This window comes from Acinetobacter sp. NIPH 2100 (assembly GCF_000369805.1).
GTDB lineage: Bacteria > Pseudomonadota > Gammaproteobacteria > Pseudomonadales > Moraxellaceae > Acinetobacter.
In genome coordinates, this window is sequence record NZ_KB850224.1 from 428,930 (window position 1) to 449,789 (window position 20,860).

Here is a 20,860-nt window from a genome sequence, read left to right on the forward strand (position 1 = left end):
AAGCTTAAAAAATTAAGTGAATATTAACGTATTTGTGTGGTTTTTTTATTGATCTGTTGCATCACTGTAAAGGTCGAGATTTTACAGTGATGCAACAAGCAGCTTGAGATGAACTGACTACTTTCTATTTAATAAGTTGAAACGGTCTTGTTTTGAATGCGTTTTGCAAGGTTGTAACAATCTTGCACATGCGCTTCGGTAATTTTACGCATCATGAAGTATCCCAGACTAGCGGCAACAAGTTGCCCACCTAAAGGAATAAACTTGGTCACTTGCTTAGTAGCAATTTTAGTGAAAAAGCCATTAAAAGATGCTTTCATTGCGGTACGTGCCACCACAAAGCCTGAGAATTCAAAACCGCGTTTGCGCAATTCATCCCAGTGAATCTTTTTAGTCTCAGGGTCATAAACACTAATGTGCTCAGGCGCTAAACCGAAACGCGCATTAATATCTGGAATGACTTGGGTCAGCATGCCTAAATCAACAACAACATCAAAAAATGGAATCGGTACAATTGCTGCGCCTGCTGACCAATAGGCACGCTTTTTAGCGAGTTCCAGACACTCATCGCGAATCTGTTCCAAGTTTAAGTTTGGATTAATCGATTCAGGAATATTATCAATTTTCATAAAGTTATACCTAAAGTCTATCCCTCGATAGTACATTCAATCGTATGGAATGGTGAAATTCAAAACAATTTTTTTATTTCCTTGTGTGTTTAGCGTGACATAGTGATCTGAAGTTGTATAGTGATGATTGTGTACGATTTCGTGCAACACTCTGCTGTTTTATTGATGAGGTTACATTAACGCATGGGGATTCATGTTATTCAAAGTCAACGCCTTGACGTATTATTGCAAGGTGTGATGGCATCAATCACTCAGCCGAGTAACGCTGCATTTCAGGTGTTTAAGACCCAGCATTTTATTGTACCAAGCCCCGCACAAGAACAATGGTTGACGCAGAGAATTGCTGAACAGCAAGGCATGACGGCCAATTATCAATTTCATCAACGCATTCGTGGTTTTCAGTGGTATGCCTATCAACAGGTATTGGAAAACAAAGAGCAAGTGCGGAAAGCCAATATTCCCCATTTGATTTTAAAATGGCGCATTCATCAGGCATTGCAGCCCTTTATACAAGCGGACCAGAATACACTTGCCTTAGATCACCCGTTATATTCAATCGTACAGCGCATTTATGACAGTGCAGACCAGTTACAACGAGGCACAGAAAAGCAGCTTAAAAAGCAGAGCATGTTGTATTGGATCGCGGAGCAGGTTTCACAACTTTTCAATAACTACATGATTTACCGTGGCCATTGTCAGCGAGCTTGTCAAAATCATTGCACATGTACAGGCAACTGGTTATCGGCTTGGGGGCAAAATCGTGCTTTAGATATTGAACAACTCATTTCGAAAACAGATCAAGAAACCTCAGCATTTACCTTAAATCAGACTCAACAGCTCGAGGCTTGGCAGCGTTGGCTTTGGCAGAACTATTTCCATGATGATTTTTTAGAAATACAAGCAATTGATGCTGATTTTTGGCAGCTTCTAGACAATGAACAGACACGTCAGAAAGCATTGGCACAGCTCCCGAATCAGGTGATCGTGTTTACGATTTTGGATTTACCACCGAGCCAACTGCAATTTTTACGTCGTTTGGGACAATATTTAGATGTGGTGATTTTGCACTATAACCCCTCACAAGAATATTGGGCGGACAGTGTCGATCCACTCTGGAAAAAACGCTATGACTTAGGGGTAAAAGAGCGCTTTCTGGTTAAACATCCGCATGCCAGTGATGCTGAAATTGCCGCATTCTTTGAAAATTTTAGTCTCGGTTTTAATGCCTTAAATCGTGAATCTCGCCATCCCTTGCTGACGCGTTTGGGGAAACAGGCACGTGACCATTTCTCGTTGCTTTCACAACTGGCAACAGGTGAAGAGGGGAAATGGGTCGATGCTTTTGAGGATTATTTCCCTGACACTTTGTTGGGTAAAATCCAGTCAGATATTTTTTATTTGGCAGAACCTCGACCGCAACAATATGAACTTGCGCCTGAAGATCGGTCGATTCAGATTCATATTTGCCACTCCAGTATTCGTCAGCTCGAAGTTTTAAAGGAGCAGTTGCTACATTGGTTGGCTGAAACTGATTTGATCCCTCGCCGCCCAAGCGATATTTTGATTTTAACGCCCAACCTGGCCGAGCTGGAGCCTTCAATTCGCAGTGTTTTTCCTGCGGTGGCAAACGAGCATGAAGTCTTTTTACCCGTTAAAATTGCAGGCGTAGCACAGTTAGATGCTTTAAATGCTTGGCGTGCAGTACTTGGGCGTCTGCAACTGACGCAAGGTCGGTTTATCCTAGATGAATTTGCAGATTGGCTCAATCTGGCAGCAACGCAGCAACGTTATGCTGTGGATTACACGCAGACACAACGAATATTGGAATTGCTCAATGATGCTGGGTTTAAGCGTGGTTTGGATGCAGAACATTTAAAACATAGTTTAAGTGCAGAGGATCAAGACTATCGTTATAGTTTTAAATTTGCTTTAGACCGTTTGGCTCTCGGCATTGCCGTACCTGCACATGCGATGGTACAAAATACCTTGAGCTATGCATTGGTGCAACCCAGCGATTTTGAATTGATCGGAATTTTGATTCAGATTTATCATGACTTATCTACTCGGCGAGACTGGCTGATTGCACATGAACAAGGCCAGCGTCTCGCGGTTGAAGCGTGGTTAAAACGAATCAAAGATGACGTGCTTGAGTTTGAACAGGCGGATGTGGTTGCCTTAAAAGCAGTACGTGAAATTATCCAAAAACAAGAACGTATGCTGACTTTGGCCAGCTATTATGACGATGCCGAAACGCAGTTACGTCAAATTTCCTTGCCTTTGCCTTATATCATCGAAGAGATCCAACGAGCGCTAGAAAATCAATCAGCACAAGTTGAACCAACGGGACAAATTACCTTTAGCCAGATTGGGCAGATTCGTCCGATTCCGTATCGTCTGATTGTGTTGTTGAGCTTAGATACCGGTAAATTCCCGAATCGGGACAGTCATATTCCTTTTGATTTGATGGATTCATTGCGGCAACAATTGGGCGACCGTTCCCGTCTGGAAGATGATCAGGGTGCATTTTTAGATGCAATCTTGCTGGCACAGGAACAAGTGTGGTTGTTTTATAATGGTTTTGATATCAATGATGGTGAGGTCAGAGAGCCATCCAGTGTGCTGCAGGGCTTCCGTGATCACTTGGCTTTGATTGTAAAATCTTCAGCAAACCAAAATTCTGCTTTAGCACTAGAGGATTTAGGTGAATTTGAGGCATTGCAAATCCCGCCGCAGCTTTACCCGCTTTATTATCTGCATCGGTTACAGCCATTTGATCCCTTGGGTTTTGTTGCCGATCGTCCTGTTCGATATCAGGACCAATGGTTTAAAGTCGCCTCACAGATTCAGCAAGTGAAAGGTGAGCGGCAGGCATGGGCCAATACGCCTTATCCTGTGGAGCAGCATGAAATGACTATTTTGAGTAGTCAGCAATGGATTCAGGATATGACTTTCCCTGCACGGTTATATTTAAAAACATTGGGGGTCGAAAATTTAACAGCAACTGAGTTGGTCGATCAAAATGAACCCTTACTGTTGGATGGTTTAGGTAAATATGCCATTCGCCATTTTTTACAGCAGCATGATGAGGCGGTATCACCGAGCATCTTGCAAGATCAACTGCCTGTTGGAAAAGTTCAACAAAGTGCATGGCAGCAAAGCCGTTTAGAACAGCAGCGTTTGCAAGAACGTCTACAGCAATATGCCGCTGCGCCAACGGAAACCACACAACGAGTTTGGCGTGTATCTAAACATTTACAAATCGGCTGTGTCACGCCTAAACAGTTAACACAAGATTGGGTCAGTTTGGACCCCTCTAGTGCGCGCGCTAAACGCTTAGCCAAAGTCTGGCTGGAATATTTGTTGTGGTTAGTGATCTTGAATAACGACACCGCAACGGAGCAGCGCCGTATTGTTGTATTTAGTGATCAAACTGTGATTTGTGAAGGACTCAGTTCGCAGCAGGCACAGGCATATCTGCAAGCATGGTTACAGCTTTGGCTTACAGCACAACAGCAACCCGTGGTCTTACCTGCTGCATTGCTGTTAAAACCATTGGAAAAAGCCAAGCATTATGAATGGGTTGAACACGATAAAGATTATGTTTTAGCGGAAGAGAGCCAGAAGCAAATTTTCAAGGACTGGAATGATACCGGAGATTTTTCTGGTTTTGATATGACCCAAAATGAAGCTTGTAAATTGCATCGTGATTGGCAGTTTATTTTGCAAGAGCAAGATGCAGCCGCCTTATTACAATTTGCATGTGATCATTATTCCTATGCCTTGTATCAACCAATTTTTGAATTTTTACGGGTGGAGTAAGACATGCGTTCACAATATCCAGTGTCTTATCAGCCCATCCTTGATATTCAGTTTCAAGGTTTACATTTAATTGAAGCCTCTGCGGGGACGGGTAAAACCTACACATTATCGAGTTTGATGGTGCGGATTTTTTTAGAAAAATATCTGCCCAATCAGGTCATCGCCACGACTTTTACCCGAGCAGCTGCCGCAGAACTTAAAAGTCGTATTCGCTTGCGTTTGGTCGAGATACTTGAGTATTTAGAACCCTTTCGTGATGTGCTGGAACAGGATATTCAAACACAGGCATTACAAGAGTCCGATCCGTTAAAACAACAGGTTTTACAAAATTTCGCACCGCGGATTGCCTATGCTTGTGAACGTCTTAAACTGGTGATTGATCAGTTAGATGAGTTGTTTGTAGGGACACTGGATAGTTTTAGCCAAAAGCTATTGCGAGAGTTTGCTTTTGAAAGTGGCAAAATCGAACGGACCGAAATTACGGATGATGCCAAAAGTTATACTCGCCAATTGATTCATGATGTGTTGCGTGAATGGATTCAAACTCAGCCGCAGCAGGTCATTGATGCACTATACAGTGTGGGTGGGCTGAAAAGTGTAGATCATTTTGTGGGGATGGTGGAAAGCTCACTGAACTTTAGTTCGGCCCAGTTTAAATTACCTGCTATGCCTGAAATTGAGTTGGCACAATTACAGCAATGGCAGCAGCAAGCACACGGGATTGAACTGAATACCTTGGCTGAATATTTTCAGTTAGACGGTATCTATTATCCACATATCAATGGTGCTTCTTTTCGTAATCATGCCTTCCATAAACTGTTTACAGAAGCGCTACCCCTATTGTTAAAGGCACTTGAAAGCACAGAGAATGTACAGGTTTTTGATGCTTATTTTGCCGATGCACGTGATGCGGTATTTAAGTTTTTAGAAAAGCTTGAAAACCAAAAGATTTTTAAGAAATGTCCTGCTGACATTGCAGAGGGGTTTTATCAGCATGAAACAGTGTTGCAATTGCAATCTCTGTTTCAATCCTTACAGCGCACTCAGCAAGCCTTTGAGCAGTTACAGGTTTATCTCAAAGCTTATTTGTGTATTGAAGTAAAGAAGCGCTTGCCCCAAGTGTTGCAGCAAAAAGGTGAAACCACTTTTTCCCAACAAATCAGAACTTTGTCTGATGCTTTAAAAGGGGAGCAAGGACAGCGTTTTGCTGTGTTTGTACAGGCTCGCTATCCATTGATTTTAGTCGATGAGTTTCAGGATACGAACCAAGATCAAGATGATATGTTAGCCAATATTTGGCGGCATCCGCAGCGTTATCAAAAAGGTTGCATGATCATGGTCGGTGACCGTAAGCAGGCGATCTATGGCTTCCGCGGTGGAGATATGTTGACCTTCCTGAATGCCTATCAGGATGTGATGTCCAAGCAGGGGCATGAATATAAACTGATTCATAATCATCGCTCCGTGAAAGAGTTGGTTGAAGTGGTTGATGTGCTGTTTCAACGACAACTGGATTTTGGTGAGCAGGTCATGTATGACCCGATTCAAGCAGGTTCACGACCTCATCCGGCTTTGATTGAAAATACCCAATCCAATCCTGCGCCATTACGTTGGTTACAATTACAAGAAGGTAATGAACAGGCGACGCAAGTGGCGTGGCAGATTCAGACTTTATTGAATCAGGCGTATTTAAAGCAATTGTATTTGGCTGCTGATGTTGCCACGGCGATTGATGAAGAGGATATTGCGGTGCTTTCCCGCAGTCATCGCCAGCTGGATGAAGTGCAATATGTATTGGAACGCATGGGGATTCGCGTCAATCGTCCTTCCAAACGCAGTGTGTTTGATTCAGCAATTGCAAAAGATGTGGGGGCTTTACTCACTGCGTTGTTGCATCCTTATGATGAAGCGAAGCTCAAGCGTGCCTTACTCAGCCGTTTATTTGGATTTGATTTAACCCGATTGCTGGCATTGGAACAGAGTGCAGAAGGGCTGAGTCATTATATTCAACAATTTGATGACATCCGTGAGATGTGGCTGAATCAGGGTTTTCTATCAGCATGGCAACGTTGCTTAAACCAATTTGGTATTTGGCAGCAATTGGTTGCAGCACAAAGTAAAGACAATGAGCGTGCTGTGGTCAATTTACGCCATTTGACGGATCTGCTGAGTCAGCATAGTGAGCAGGTACAAGGTAGTCATAATTTATATCATTGGTATTTAAAACAATTAAATTCACCTGGCGATCGGGAGTGGGAGCTCGAGCACAAGCTGTCGAATGAAGCAGGTGTACAATTGATGACGATTCATCAATCCAAAGGCTTGGAGTTTAAAATTGTCTTTTTGCTTGGGGCAAATAAGGCCTTTGCTGAAGTGCAGAAAAGCTTAAATTTTTCCACCACTGAAATCCAACTACCTGAGACAGGTCAAACCCGTACTCAACGTGTGGTTGCCGTGGCAGATAAAAACTTTTTGCAGCAAACTGAATTGGATCAACATCAGCAACGTGCCTTGGCAGAACAAAATCGTTTGTGGTATGTGGCGTTGACACGCGCAAGTCATCGTGTCTATGCCGTGTTTGAACCTGAAAAGGGGGATAAAAATAAATTTTCTGGCTTGGCATTTTGGAAAAATCAAGGTGACCATTTCCAGCATCCTTACAGTACTGAGGTTGCTCCGATTTTAGAACGGCCTCAGGCACTACAGGCACAGCAAGTGCAGCAGCGCATTGCAGTCTCAGCACAACCTTTACCTACGCAGCGCTTTTACGCACGTGGTAAAACCAGCTTTAGTTATTTGGCGCAACATTTAAAGCATAAAGCTAATCGTGTTGATCGCATGGCCAATATCGATGTAGTTTTTGAGCAAGCAGAAGACGAGTTAAATTTCTCTGCACAAGATCAGGTTGTTGTCGCTCAACCGATTGCCTGGATTAAGCAGTATTTCCCCAAAGGTACTTTGGCTGGGAATTTTCTGCATGAAATTTTTGAACAAATTGATTTCCAACAGCCCTCAACTTGGGGGGAGGAAATTCGCCGTCGTTTTAAAAATACCTATCAAAGTTTATGGCTCGAACTGTTGCAACAGTATCAACAGCATTTTCCTGAGCAGGAGCATAGCGAACAGCAGCTCTATCAATGGATTGCTGAGTGGCTGAAAGAAGTACTGATGACACCACTCAATCAAGATTTCCAATTGCAGCAATTAGAGGCAGGGCAATATTTATCAGAATGTCCATTCTATTTGGCTTTGTCCGATCGTGTGTTGGCCATGCAGCGCGTACAACAACTGTTTGAAGAATACGGTATCGAAATGCCCGAGCTGCTTGAAGCAAAGTCTGCTCGTTATCTGAATGGTTCGATCGACTTGGTGTACTTCGATGGACAGCGTTACCATATTGCCGATTATAAGAGTAATTTTCTGGGGGCAGAGCAAGTGGATTATCAGCAAGTCCAGATTGCTGAAAGTATGTCTCTGTCGAGTTATTGGTTACAAGCGGCTTTATATTTGGTGGCGTTGCATCGTTATCTGACGGTGAAGTTGCAGAATTATGATATGCAGCAACATTTGGGAGGCGCATCGTATCTGTATTTACGCGGAATGAATGGGCAAGCACAGCAGGGTTGTTTCTATTGGAAACCTGAGGACGAATTTATCTTGCGCTTAGATGCAATTCTTGGATATTTTTCTGAGGATAATGCTGGAAAAATGGTGTAGATAAAGTGTATGAATTTAAATTAAACAAAAGCTTAGCTTGTGGGTAACTCTGTTTATAACCTTGTGGACAAGCGTGTGGGTAACTGTGAGGATAACTCTGTGGACAAACAAATCGGTCATCAGTCAGAACAAATGACTTGGTTAAATATGTGGAGTAATTACCTCGCACAAGCCCCATTTTCTCAATCTGCTCAAGCAGTTAACGCTGCGCAAGTGCTGCAACAACTGGTTGAAGCCAGTTTACAGGGCGACAGCTGTATCGAAGCGGATCATACACAGATCGAAGCACTGGCTGATTTGGCTATTTCGAGTGATAACGCAAGCACTCAAGTTGCCCCATGTGTCTATGATCAGCAGGGCTTGGCATTATACCGATATTGGCAACTCGAGCAACGCCTTGCACAGCAGATTTGTCGATTAAAGCGACAAACGATTCAGACTGTCAATCCAGAAAATTATCAAAACTTACTCAGTGATGAACATCAACAAGCTGCGCTTAAAATGGTGTTGCAACAATGGTTGAGCATTATTACGGGAGGCCCAGGTACGGGTAAGACCTATACCTTGGCACGTATCATTGCGGCTTTAAACCAGACGATTCCAGATATTCGCATTGCCATGGCAGCACCCACAGGCAAGGCCGCGCAACGTATGCAGGAAGCATTACAGAACTCATTTAATGATCCAAAATTATTGGAATCAGGTTTAATTACAGATGAGTTGCGTAATCAAAATACCCAGACTTTGCACCGTTTATTGGGCATGGGCAATCGGCAGATTCCACGGTTTAATCCAAAACAGCCTCTGCCTTATGACGTTATTGTGGTCGATGAGGCCTCAATGTTGGATTTAAATCTAGCAACTTTATTATTTGAAGCGATACCTGAGCACTGTCGGATTATTTTGTTAGGTGATGCCAATCAGTTGGCCTCTGTCGATGTCGGTTCGGTTTTAGCAGATTTACAACAGGTCGAGGCATTGGCAGAAAACAGAGTCCAATTACAAACCAGCCGTCGTTTTTCTGCAGAAGCCAAGATTGGGCAGTTTGCGAGATTTATTCAAGCCGAGCAAGATTCAACTGAGTCAGAGCTTGTACTGTCGAAGCTAGCGCATGACATTGTAGAAGCAGCACCCTTGCAAGCGATCACCTTAACTAAAGAGATGCCAGATCAGATTCAACTGGAATATCTACCCGAGCAACAGGGGCTAGAGATTGAGCCTTATCAACAAAAATTGATGTATGGATTTCAAGGCTATGTTGCTGCCTTGAAAGGCTATATATATGCAGATGCATCAGAAGAGTCTATTCAGTCAGTCATTCATGCTTTTGATGATTATCGAATCTTAACTGCCGTCCGACATGGGCAGTTGGGGATTGAACAACTGAATCGTTATGCCGAGCAGTGGCTAAACCAGCAGCTTAAACAGGTCGCCGTCGGGGATTGGTATATCGGACGTCCAGTCATGATGACGTATAATGATTATCAGCTTGGAATTTCCAACGGTGATATTGGCATCTGTTTTAAACACCGTACCCAAGCGCGGCAGTTTGAAGTATTTTTTCCAAGCTTGAATAAATGGATTGCAGCGCATCGATTACCACGTAGCATGCAAACTGCCTTTGCGTTAACCATTCATAAATCTCAGGGTTCTGAATTTACCCACACGGCGATTGTATTAGATGCACAAGCTGAGAAATTATTAAGTCAGGAGTTGATTTATACCGCGGTGACCCGTGCTAAAAAAGTTGTGAGTATTTTGGCGGATTCAAATGCATTACGGCAGGCTTTGACGATACGCACTGTTCGTCGTAGTGGTTTAGTGCAAAAGATCAATTTGAACAGATTGTGAACTTATGCTTCAGAATTCACTACTTTGTAAGTAAAAGCTTACAAGGATTCGAGATATTGTCGCTAGAGCAAGCGCAAGCTTTTTGAGATTATGTACACACAAAGAGCCTAGCAAGGAAAGCTAGGTAAATCGCATAAATATAATAATAACGTCGGATGACAGCGAACTTACAGTGAAGTAAGTGATAAAAGAGGAAATTTACAGCCGCTAAGCCTTGTAGTTTTGGGAGAGACTACAGGGCTTTTTTATTTTCATCGTTTATCCGCTATAAAATCCTTATGATTCATTGACTCAGTATCGTACCTTTTTAATGCGTGAACATTCATCTATTGTTTATTGTATGTGTATTTCTGCTTGACCTTGGGTTCAAATAAAAGGAAGAAATATAAATCTTATTGTCTGACAATTTTTTGTTATTATTAAGTTAAATGTTATACAGACTTGTACGTTTTTTCGTACACAGAGATAAGAGAAATGCTATTTTTCTCCATAATTGAATCTGACAGAATAGTCGGTATAGAGAGAAGGGAAAGCAAGATAAACAACAATAAAGAAAAGGATGTGTGTGAACATTCAGAGGGTTTGAATGGTGTAGGAAAAAACAATAAAAGATAACAAAAATATAAGAACAATGAGAAGTTTCAAGCGCAAAAGCCCAAGTTAAACTTGGGCTTTTTTATGCGTTTTTTAAAGCCTTCATACTTAAACTAAATCGGCTTCGGTACGGTCTGTTGCAAACAACGAGCGACGTTGATTCTTCGGTATTTTCGGGCAGTTGGTCGAGATTTGATAAAGTGTTTTGGCTAAAGCAGGTAAATGAGTACCGACTACAGACTTCCCAGTGGTCAGGAGCGATACACTGATATCACGCTCTGGATCGGCCCAACATAGAATATTTGAGAAGCCAATATGTCCGAATGCTTGTCCTGTCATTGGGCCAAATAATCCGACGGGATTACTGCCCAGCATTGGGCCCAGTGCATAGCGCATCGGCGCCAATAGCGTTCGATCTAAGCTAAGACCTGAAGTTGGCAGGGTAGAACGGAAGACGGTCTTGGCACTCATGATCTGTTTGCCTTGGTATTCGCCGCCGCTGAGTAACATTTCAAAAAAACGGCCTACTTGTTCAGCACTGGTGTAAATGTTTCCAGCAGGACAAATGGTATCCATGAAACGGGTATCGTTGGTGACATCGACTGCAAGTTGTAAACCACCCCCGAGCACATGATTGAGATAATGGTCTGTACCTAAACTTGGATGAATTCCTGTGGCATAGTTTAAAGCCACATCAGCACGATACTCAGGTTTTAAACCATAGTTGAAATAGTCTAAGCCCATTGGCTTTTCAATATGCTCAGCTAAAAACTCGCGAACGCTTTGACCTGTCACACGTTGAACGATTTCACCCAGAATATAACCCGCAGTGACGGCATGGTAAGCAAGGTGTGTTCCTGACGGAGAAACAGGTTTTGCTGCACAAAGTAGTTTTAAAATATCTTCTTGATTAAACAAAAGCTCTGGTGTGACTTCGGTATCGATACGAGGAATGCCTCCACGATGGGAAAGCAAATGAAAAATCGTGGCACGACGTTTACCATTCACACCATATTCAGGAATGTAGTAGCTGATTGGATCAAGTAAATTCAGGTCTCCACGTTCATCCAACATGTGGATTAACATAGCGGTAACCATTTTAGAGGCTGAAAACAGACAGACGGGCGTGTCTGGCGTCCCAATCTTGGCATCAGTCGCCAGGCCTTCTGCGGAATTACCTTGAGCATAGCCAATACTGCGGTTTAAAAGAATTTTCCCCTGACGACGTAAACATAAAGTAATGAGTGGATAATTCCCTGTTTTATACAGTCCTTCCACACTGTGCCAAATCTTTTGGACCTGTGTTTCACTCATGCCACCCAATTCCGCCGAGACTTCATCTTTGCTGCGAATCACTTGATTTAAGTCATGTGGCACATAACAGGTATTAGTTGATAAAATTTTCACGATTCCCTCGCAATATTTTCGTTTTCTTTCTTCTCTGTCATATATTGAAAACAGAATCAGGCTAGTGTGCCTATTTTGTACAACGCTGTCAGCTGCCGAATTGCCAGCGAAGTTAAAACATTTTTGCAATATAGCGATAGATCACTTAAAATAGGCGACTTGCTGTAGTGATGCACGGCAGTCGGTTGGTTCCAACTGATCATTATCATTTTATTTTTGTAAGCATCTCGGAGAAATCGAATGGCTTTAACTAACACTGATCGCGCAGAGATCATCGCTAAATTTGCTCGTGCTGAAAACGACACTGGTTCACCTGAAGTACAAGTTGCTTTATTAAGTGCTCAAATCAATGATTTGCAAGGTCACTTTAAAGAACACAAACACGACCATCACAGCCGTCGTGGTTTGATTCGTATGGTAAACCAACGTCGTAAATTACTTGACTATTTAAATGGTAAAGATCACGGTCGTTATGTTGCTTTGATCGGTGCATTAGGTTTACGTCGTTAATTCGATTTTACTTTGTTTTCGCTATTTCGCATGTTGTTATGCTTTATTGCTGAAAAGAGAGTTTCACCTAATTTACCTTAGGTGATTTTTAGAAGGGGCGCTTGTTCGCTCCTTCTTTGCGTTTAACTTTTTTAAATATTTGGTCTAGTGTGATGGCTTCTAAGCTTTGTCATTTATCCACACAGCAGTTGTGGTCTGAATGCCAAACCTTAGGGGTCTCACTAGAAAAAAAGTAGGAAAATACAATACATGTCAATGTTTAATATCATTCGTAAAGAATTCCAATTTGGTCAACACCAAGTTGTTTTAGAAACGGGTCGTGTTGCGCGTCAAGCAAATACAGTTTTAGTAACGATGGGCGGAGTGACTGTCCTTGTTGCCGTTGTTGCACAGCCAAAAGCAAAAGCGGGTCAAGATTTCTTCCCGTTAACTGTTAACTATCAAGAAAAACAATATGCTGCTGGTCGTATCCCAGGTGGTTATGGCAAGCGTGAAGGTCGTGCTTCTGAAGCTGAAACTTTAATTTCACGTCTGATTGACCGTCCAATTCGCCCATTGTTCCCAGAAGGTTATTTCAACGAAATCCAAGTAACAGCAACCGTTGTTTCTTCTGACAAAACGATGGATGCTGATATCGCTGCGATGCTCGGTGCTTCAGCTGCATTGTCAATTGCGGGTACGCCGTTCCGTGGTCCAATTGCTGGTGCACGTGTTGGTTTAATCAATGGTGAGTATGTTCTTAACCCGAACTTTGAACAACTTGCTCAATCTGATCTTGACCTTGTCGTTGCTGGTACAGAATCAGCTGTGCTTATGGTTGAATCTGAAGCGAAAGAACTTTCAGAAGATCAAATGCTTGGTGCTGTACTTTTCGGTCATGACGAAATGCAAATTGCAGTTCAAGCGATTAAAGAATTTGCTGCTGCTGCGGGTGCAGTTGAATCAACTTGGGTTGCTCCAAGCAAAAATGAAGCACTTCTTGAGCAATTAAAAGCGGCTTTCGAAGCGAAAATTTCAGAAGCATATACCATTGCGGTGAAACAAGACCGTTATGCAGCACTTGATGCACTTTATGCGGAAGCAGTTGCTCAATTCGTTCCTGAAAATGACGAAACGGGTATTGCTGATGAAGTAAACGAATTATTTGAAGATCTTAAATACCGCACAGTACGTGACAACATCCTGTCAGGTAAGCCACGTATTGATGGTCGTGACACGAAAACTGTTCGTGGGATCGATGTACAAGTGGGTGTATTAGACCGTGCACACGGTTCAGCATTATTCACACGTGGTGAAACTCAGGCCTTAGTTACAACGACTTTGGGTAATACTCGTGATGCGTTGATGGTTGATACGCTTTCTGGTACCAAAACTGACAACTTCATGTTGCACTATAACTTCCCTGCATACTCTGTAGGTGAAACAGGTCGTGAATCTGGTCCTAAGCGTCGTGAAATTGGTCACGGTCGTTTGGCACGTCGTGGTGTTCAAGCTGTTCTTCCTGCAGCTGACCGCTTCCCGTACGTGATTCGTATCGTATCTGACATTACTGAATCGAACGGTTCATCTTCAATGGCGTCTGTATGTGGTGCGTCATTATCATTGATGGATGCAGGTGTTCCATTGAAAGCACCAGTTGCGGGTATCGCAATGGGCTTGGTTAAAGAAGGTGAGCGTTTCGCAGTACTTTCAGATATCTTGGGTGACGAAGATCATCTTGGTGATATGGATTTTAAAGTCGCAGGTTCTGCAAACGGTATTACTGCACTTCAAATGGATATCAAGATTGAAGGGATTACCGAAGAAATCATGGAAGTTGCATTAAACCAAGCATTTGCTGGTCGTATGCATATCCTCAATGAAATGAACAAAGTCATTTCACGTGCTCGTGCGGAAATCAGTGCAAATGCACCGACTTTTGAAGTAATCAACATCAATCCAGACAAGATTCGTGATGTTATTGGTAAGGGTGGTGCAACCATTCGTGCGATTACTGAAGAAACTAAAGCTGCGATTGATATCGAAGATAACGGTACGGTACGTGTATTTGGTGAAACTAAAGCGGCTGCTAAAGCTGCAATTGCAAAAATCCAAGCACTTACTGCTGAAGTTGAACCTGGTACGATTTACGCAGGTAAAGTTATTCGTATCGTTGAATTCGGTGCATTTGTAAATATCATGCCGGGTACTGATGGCTTGCTTCACATTTCACAAATTTCGAATGAACGTATTGCGAATGTGACTGATGTATTGAAAGAAGGTCAGGACATCAAAGTACAGGTTGCAGATGTTGACAACCGCGGTCGTATCAAATTAACGATGAAAGATATTGAACAAGCTTAATTAAATCACGATCCAAATCTAAAAAAGCGCATTGTTTAAACAATGCGCTTTTTTATTAAATGAATGATTGTTATAGCTATAAAAATCCAAAACTATAAACATAAATTTTCTTTATATTAGACATTAGTCTAATACTTTAATTGCAGTCCACACAATTAACGTAGAATTCTCCCACTTTCCGCTCCTACCTGTGTTTATAAGGTTTTAGATAGACAGTCGGAAGTCTATTTGTCATCTCAATATGAAGGAATATCGCGCATGCACGTCGATCATGTAGCCACAGGTCAAGATGACCAACAGCCGCCAAAGAAACCCAAATTTTATCAAATTCTCTATGTGCAAGTGATCTTCGCAATTGTTGCAGGGATATTGCTCGGTCATTTCTTTCCTGAATTTGGTGAGAGCTTAAAGCCCTTGGGCGAAGCGTTCATTAAATTGGTGAAAATGATTATTGCCCCTGTGATTTTCCTGACTGTTGTGACGGGTATTGCTGGGATGAAAAATCTCGGCAGTGTTGGTCGAGTAACAGGGAAGGCGATGATCTACTTCCTAACCTTCTCAACTTTGGCTTTGATTGTCGGTCTGATTGTCGGAAACGTGATTGAGCCTGGTCATGGTCTCAATATTGATCCAAGCACCTTGCACAGTACTAAAGTAGACGAATATGCGGCAAAAGCGCATGAGTCTACGATTACTGGCTTCTTGATGAACATTATTCCAGATACGTTGGTGAGCCCATTTGTATCAGGTCAAATTCTTCAAGTGCTCTTTGTTGCGGTGCTATTTGGTTTGGCTTTGGCGAAATCGGGTGATTTAGGTCGTCCAATCACTGATTTCCTACAGCAACTCACTACGCCAGTATTTAATTTAGTCGGTATGTTGATGAAGTTTGCGCCGATTGGTGCATTCGGTGCGATGGCGTTTACCATTGGTGCTTATGGAATTAGCTCGATTGGTAATTTGATGCTGCTGATCGCAACGTTCTATATCACTGCGTTACTCTTCGTCATTATTATTTTGGGCGCAGTCGCACGTTATAACGGCTTCTCGATTATTGATCTGATTCGCTATATCAAAGATGAGTTGTGGTTAGTACTTGGAACGAGTTCATCCGAAGCAGCATTACCATCGTTGATGGCAAAAATGGAAAAGGCTGGTTGTGAAAAATCGGTTGTGGGTCTGGTGATTCCAACAGGTTATTCATTTAACCTTGACGGTACGAATATTTACATGACCTTAGCAGCATTATTTATTGCACAGGCTTGTAATATTGAACTGACTTTAACCCAACAGATTACGATTCTTTTGGTTGCCATGCTTAGCTCTAAAGGTGCAGCAGGAATTACCGGTGCAGGCTTTATTACTTTGGCTGCGACCCTTTCAGTGGTTCCAGCGATTCCTGTTGCAGGTATGGCGTTGATTCTCGGTATTGACCGCTTCATGTCTGAATGTCGTGCATTAACCAATTTAGTGGGCAATGCGTGTGCAACGATTGTGGTGGCAAAATGGGATAATGCTTTAGATAAAGAGCAATTAGACAACGCTTTAAAACATGGTATTGTCGAGAAAGACGCTTAATTGCTGATATTGTTAAAAAGCCTCCATGTGAGGCTTTTTTTATTTGATGATGTGCTTGCTCTGTAATATGCATAGCTTTTTATGCAGCTTCGTGGCAGCATTTCTTTCATAGCTATTCAAATTTCTATTGTCCTATGCAGCTTTATTATTTTTATCGCCATAACAGTGAAAATACAATTTTTATTAGTATTGAACAACAAACAGAACATACGCTTGAATTCTTATGGGTGGACAGTTTAAGACAAGATATGGTGAATCATACCGAGTCTTGGCAGAAAAAAATGTATGACTGTACTGGACTGGTATTGAATGAATTTCACATGCGGGATTTACTCAATATTGAGCATCCTTGTGCGTTTGATACCGTTGAAGAATATGATCTCTTGGTGTTTCGCAAGTTAATTAGTCCAGATGACCAGATTCTCGAAAGTGAGAACGTGCTAGAAGCGCATGAAAGTGTTTTTGGTCTTGCGACAACGCCCATGAGTTTTATCTTAACGCCAACGGTTCTCGTGAGTGTTAGAGAACAAGGCAATAAGGCGGTAGAAAGCTATATCCAACGTATTCAAATGATTATGGGACGGCCGATCGCAGAGCAGAATAAACCACGTAAATTACCGAGCACACCTGCTGATTTATGCTTGCGGTTGCTCAATAGTATGATTGATGGTTATTTGAATTTGCGTAATCCTTTAACGCGTCGGGTTGAATATTGGCAACAGCAATTGTTACAGGGCAATCGTCGTTTTAAGCAGTGGCATCAACTGTTTCATGAAGATATGGCCTTCCAGCAAATTGAAAACTTGTGTGAGGAGCAAATCGAAACTCTGCAAGAGTTTAGAGATGAATTGGTCGATAACTATCATCATGTCGTAGGTGAGCATAAACATAAGGCTCAAGACATTCTGTTGGTGCGTTTGAATGACCTGATGAGCCATGTGGAACGGGTTCAGAAGCATACCTTACGGTTACGTAATGCGATTCAGTCAGCCATCGATTTACATTTCTCTGCGATTGCCAATCAAACCAATGAAAACATGCGGATCTTAGCCATTATTACGGCAATCTTTGCACCGCTGACGTTGCTGACAGGGGTCTATGGGATGAACTTTGAGTTTATTCCAGGGTTGAAATCACCAGTTGGCTTCTGGATTATGCTGGGCGTGATGCTGATGAGTACAGTGGTGTTGCTGTATTATTTTTATCGTCAACATTTGGTTGGGCGCGGTGAACGTAGTGTGATTGATTTGCTGGCGCAGCAACATCGGCAACGTAATTTTAATCTGTTGTGGTTCTTGGACTATGAACCGATTAAGCAAACGCTGAAAGAAGTCGAGAAAATGACCAAGCTGAAATAGTTTGGTCATGCTAAAAATGGCTTAATGAAAATGTTTGAGCTGTTTGCGAAGTTGTTGTACTTCATCGATTAAATCCAACATGACGGCTACAGCAGACAAACTGGCATCAAAGTCACGTTGCAGGCGATAGGCACGTCGAGCACGGCTCACATCTTCACCAATAAATTGATAACTTTGCGGATCCACAGTGATCTGCAAAATATCATAATCAATCAGTTTCAATACCCAGTCGGTGCTTTGACCACATGCTTCTGCAAAGTGTTCAAGATCAAGTGCCAATTGTTCATCAATGATTTCAACTTGGTAATGACCGTCATATTGAATTTCTTTGTATTGAATGGTTGTCATGATCTTACTCCTTATGAGGCACGTGGTTGAAATGCAGCAAAGGCATCGGCAAATTGTTGATAAGCCTGTTGCTCTTGTTCACTGTGCGCTGGCGGTAAAACAATATTAAGAATCAGATATAAATGCCCTGTAGTCTTACTTGGGATGCCTTTATCTTTTAAACGCAGTTGCTGTCCATTCTTGGCATTTTTCGGTAAGTTGACTTTAAGCTGTCCAGCAGGAGTATGCACCTCAATACTTTGCCCTAAACCTGCTTCCCAAGGGCTGACATCAATGGTTTGATAGACATCGGCACCTTCGACACGAATTCTGTCGCTATCTTTGTACTGGATCTCAATGTAGAGATCACCATTTTCGCCGCCGTTAACACCACTCTGACCTTGGCCATTTAAGCGAATTTGTTGGCCTTCCTTCATTCCTTTTGGAATTTTAACTTCTAAGGTCTTACGTTGGACCTCGGGTTCACCATAGACGTTATAGGTTGGAATCTGTAGCGTAATTTGCTGGGTTGAGCCATGATAGGCAATATCTAAATCAACTTGAATACTGGCGTGTTGGTCTTCACCACGATAGCTACGCTGTTGACGTTGAGAACGTTGTTGCCCGCCCCCAAAGCCTGAGCCAAAGCGTCCAAATAAGTCCTCAAAACCACTAAAGTCAGCACCATCGCCTGAACTCTGGCGATAGAATTGTGAACCATCAAAACCACTTTGATTGCCTTGTCCAAAATTGGAAAAGCCTTGTGGATGATCCAGCATTTGATCATATTCTGCTTTTTTGGTGCTATCGCTTAGGGTGTCATAGGCGACATTAATCGCCTGCATTTTGGCTTCGGCATCTGCTTCTTTGCTAATGTCAGGATGATATTTACGCGCCAGTTTTCGATAGGCTTTTTTGATTTCATCTGCTGAGGCATCTCTGGAAACACCGAGCTCTTCATAATAATTTTTTGCCATGATCTATAATAAATATAATGATGTGTTTGTTTCATTATGAAACGAATCCAAGAGATTTCAATGGATTCGATTGTATAAGACTTGTTCTGTTTGGCTGAAAGCTCAATGTTGATGAGCTGGTATTGATGTCTGATTTGTCATTTAGACAAAGGTATCAACCAGACCATAGAGTGCAATCAATACCAGCAGGACACCACACAGACCTAGAATCTTAGGGTAGATACTGCTTTGAGAGAGACTGCGGAAGAACAGATAGACCAAAGACAGTGTGAGGAAATCCAAGATAATCCAGGTCACAGTCAGTAGACTTAAACTGAAATTGATATTCGGTGAGATATTAATAAACTGCGGGAAAAAAGCTGAGAAGAAAATAATGTCTTTCGGATTGGAAATCCCCACCAGGAAGCCTTTCTTGAATCCACCATTTTGTGCAGATACGGCTTGAATCGCTGCGGGGTGTGGTGCCTGAAGCACTTCTTTAATAATGCTATAACCGAGATAGGCAATATAGAGACAACCTAATATACGAATGGCTTTCAGATAGTTTTGATCAATCGTGAGAAAGCCTTTAAGAATCAGTACTGAAATAAAAATTAGGATTAAAGAAGCGAAGTTGGTGCCAAAAATGGTTTGCAAGGCTTTTTTATAGCCACCCTTAAGGCCAGCACTGGCCACCAAAATCATCACAGGACCAGGGGTGGCGATCAGCACAACCACACTGATGATAAACAGGAAATATTCGAAGTAATTCATAAGGCAAAATTAAGGTCTATGTTCTTGGGAGATTTGAAAATTGTTTTATCGAGTAGACCTTAATACAAAATAAAAAAAGACGGAAGCCCGTCTCTTTTTATTTTTGAACATTGGGTAAATTAACTTAAATGTTCACCAAATAACGCCAATGCTTCTTCAGCAGTAAATTCATAGCGTGTATTGCAGAATTGGCAATCCATCTGGATCGGATTCTGTGCTTCTAAAGTTTCATGTACGGCATGTGCACCGATTTGAATCAATGCATTGGCACAACGTTCTTTCGAACAGGTGCAACCAAACTTTAACTGCTCCACTTCAGGCAAACGTACTTCCTCTTCGTTATACAAGCGATAGAGAATTTCATTGGCTGATAGATCCGTCAGTTCTTCAGGTTTAAGCGTTTCAGTGAGCATGGTTAAACGTGGCCATAGATCTTCATCGACCAACTTTTGTTCTTCTTCGTCATTACGAGGAAGGAGCTGAATCAATAGACCGCCTGAACGTTGGTTATTGGTCGCCAACACAATATGGGTTGGGATCTGCGCAGACAAATCATAATATTGCGTCAAGCAACCTGCCAAGGTCGGTTGATCAAGTGGTACGATGCCTTGATAGCGTTCGCCGTGTTCAGGTTCAATGTTGATGAATAGCACAGGGTTGGTTAACGCTGCAAGCACAGTACGACTGTCGCTGCCTTCAACGAACCGTGGATCTTCTTCGTAATCAGCCAAGGCGCGAACTTCACCTAAATGGTTACACTCAGCCATGGCCCATTTAAAGGTTCCATTTGCTTGAATCTGTAAACTAATACGGCCACGAATTTTGAGTGTACTGGCAAGTAAGGCTGTTGCACTGAGCATTTCACCTAACAGGCTTTGTACCGCAGGCATATATTCACGTTGCGCCAAAATAGTTTGAAGCGCTTCTTCTAAATGTACTACTTCACCGCGAACAGGGCAGTCTTCGATAAAAAAGCGTTGGCGTAAATCAGACATAT

General features: G+C 42.3%; 13 protein-coding genes. 7 read left to right on the plus strand and 6 right to left on the minus strand.

Going from position 1 to position 20,860, the window contains the following annotated elements:
• Positions 1-128: 128 nt before the first annotated feature.
• Entirely contained in the window at positions 129-629 is a 501-nt protein-coding gene (locus tag F887_RS15855; protein ID WP_005291473.1) for a hypothetical protein, read from the minus strand.
• Positions 630-812: 183 nt separating this feature from the next.
• On the opposite strand from F887_RS15855, the gene F887_RS15850 reads away from it, so the two are divergent.
• From F887_RS15850 to recD, 3 genes are all read left to right on the plus strand, one after another.
• Complete coding sequence (locus tag F887_RS15850) at positions 813-4,448, plus strand: exodeoxyribonuclease V subunit gamma (RefSeq protein WP_005291476.1); 3,636 nt, start codon at positions 813-815, stop codon at positions 4,446-4,448.
• Between the two features lie 3 nt (positions 4,449-4,451).
• Positions 4,452-8,165 (plus strand): UvrD-helicase domain-containing protein, encoded by a 3,714-nt coding sequence (locus F887_RS15845; RefSeq protein WP_005291478.1) that lies wholly within the window; start codon positions 4,452-4,454, stop codon positions 8,163-8,165.
• Between the two features lie 99 nt (positions 8,166-8,264).
• The gene (gene recD, locus F887_RS15840; protein WP_212749622.1) at positions 8,265-10,016 is read left to right on the plus strand and encodes an exodeoxyribonuclease V subunit alpha; all 1,752 of its coding nucleotides are present in this window, start codon (positions 8,265-8,267) and stop codon (positions 10,014-10,016) included.
• A gap of 702 nt (positions 10,017-10,718) precedes the next feature.
• On the opposite strand, the gene F887_RS15835 is transcribed toward recD, so the two are convergent.
• Complete coding sequence (locus F887_RS15835; RefSeq protein ID WP_005291482.1) at positions 10,719-12,017, minus strand: serine hydrolase domain-containing protein; 1,299 nt, start codon at positions 12,015-12,017, stop codon at positions 10,719-10,721.
• Positions 12,018-12,257: 240 nt separating this feature from the next.
• Between F887_RS15835 and rpsO the strand changes: the two genes are divergently transcribed.
• The 4 genes from rpsO (at position 12,258) to F887_RS15815 (ending at position 17,806) form a co-directional block, all read left to right on the plus strand.
• Positions 12,258-12,527, plus strand: coding sequence for a 30S ribosomal protein S15 (rpsO, locus tag F887_RS15830; RefSeq protein WP_005154935.1), 270 nt, complete (start codon positions 12,258-12,260; stop codon positions 12,525-12,527).
• 255 nt (positions 12,528-12,782) lie between these two features.
• Complete coding sequence (pnp, locus tag F887_RS15825) at positions 12,783-14,870, plus strand: polyribonucleotide nucleotidyltransferase (protein WP_171067193.1); 2,088 nt, start codon at positions 12,783-12,785, stop codon at positions 14,868-14,870.
• A gap of 258 nt (positions 14,871-15,128) precedes the next feature.
• On the plus strand, positions 15,129-16,448 hold the full coding sequence (locus F887_RS15820) for a dicarboxylate/amino acid:cation symporter (protein WP_005291484.1): 1,320 nt from the start codon (positions 15,129-15,131) through the stop codon (positions 16,446-16,448).
• A gap of 134 nt (positions 16,449-16,582) precedes the next feature.
• Positions 16,583-17,806 (plus strand): magnesium transporter CorA family protein, encoded by a 1,224-nt coding sequence (locus F887_RS15815; RefSeq protein WP_005291486.1) that lies wholly within the window; start codon positions 16,583-16,585, stop codon positions 17,804-17,806.
• 21 nt (positions 17,807-17,827) lie between these two features.
• Here the strand turns inward: F887_RS15815 and F887_RS15810 are convergent, their stop codons facing one another.
• The 4 genes from F887_RS15810 to hslO form a co-directional block, all read right to left on the minus strand.
• On the minus strand, positions 17,828-18,154 hold the full coding sequence (locus tag F887_RS15810; RefSeq protein WP_005154940.1) for a chaperone modulator CbpM: 327 nt from the start codon (positions 18,152-18,154) through the stop codon (positions 17,828-17,830).
• 11 nt (positions 18,155-18,165) lie between these two features.
• Positions 18,166-19,110: a DnaJ C-terminal domain-containing protein gene (locus F887_RS15805; RefSeq protein ID WP_005291488.1), complete on the minus strand. Its 945-nt coding sequence runs from the start codon at positions 19,108-19,110 to the stop codon at positions 18,166-18,168.
• Between the two features lie 141 nt (positions 19,111-19,251).
• Positions 19,252-19,863 (minus strand): LysE family translocator, encoded by a 612-nt coding sequence (locus tag F887_RS15800; protein WP_005291490.1) that lies wholly within the window; start codon positions 19,861-19,863, stop codon positions 19,252-19,254.
• A gap of 119 nt (positions 19,864-19,982) precedes the next feature.
• Positions 19,983-20,858, minus strand: a complete 876-nt coding sequence (gene hslO, locus F887_RS15795; RefSeq protein WP_005291492.1) for an Hsp33 family molecular chaperone HslO — start codon at positions 20,856-20,858, stop codon at positions 19,983-19,985.
• Between the last annotated feature and the right edge of the window lie 2 nt (positions 20,859-20,860).

Excerpts from the sequence above, each read along its gene's own strand:
- F887_RS15855 (WP_005291473.1), bottom strand. The coding sequence starts at position 629 with ATGAAAATTGATAATATTCCTGAATCGATTAATCCAAACTTAAACTTG.
- F887_RS15850 (WP_005291476.1), top strand. The coding sequence starts at position 813 with ATGGGGATTCATGTTATTCAAAGTCAACGCCTTGACGTATTATTGCAA.
- F887_RS15845 (WP_005291478.1), top strand. The coding sequence starts at position 4,452 with ATGCGTTCACAATATCCAGTGTCTTATCAGCCCATCCTTGATATTCAG.
- rpsO (WP_005154935.1), top strand. The coding sequence starts at position 12,258 with ATGGCTTTAACTAACACTGATCGCGCAGAGATCATCGCTAAATTTGCT.
- pnp (WP_171067193.1), top strand. The coding sequence starts at position 12,783 with ATGTTTAATATCATTCGTAAAGAATTCCAATTTGGTCAACACCAAGTT.
- F887_RS15820 (WP_005291484.1), top strand. The coding sequence starts at position 15,129 with ATGCACGTCGATCATGTAGCCACAGGTCAAGATGACCAACAGCCGCCA.
- F887_RS15815 (WP_005291486.1), top strand. The coding sequence starts at position 16,583 with ATGCAGCTTTATTATTTTTATCGCCATAACAGTGAAAATACAATTTTT.
- F887_RS15810 (WP_005154940.1), bottom strand. The coding sequence starts at position 18,154 with ATGACAACCATTCAATACAAAGAAATTCAATATGACGGTCATTACCAA.
- F887_RS15805 (WP_005291488.1), bottom strand. The coding sequence starts at position 19,110 with ATGGCAAAAAATTATTATGAAGAGCTCGGTGTTTCCAGAGATGCCTCA.
- F887_RS15800 (WP_005291490.1), bottom strand. The coding sequence starts at position 19,863 with ATGAATTACTTCGAATATTTCCTGTTTATCATCAGTGTGGTTGTGCTG.
- hslO (WP_005291492.1), bottom strand. The coding sequence starts at position 20,858 with ATGTCTGATTTACGCCAACGCTTTTTTATCGAAGACTGCCCTGTTCGC.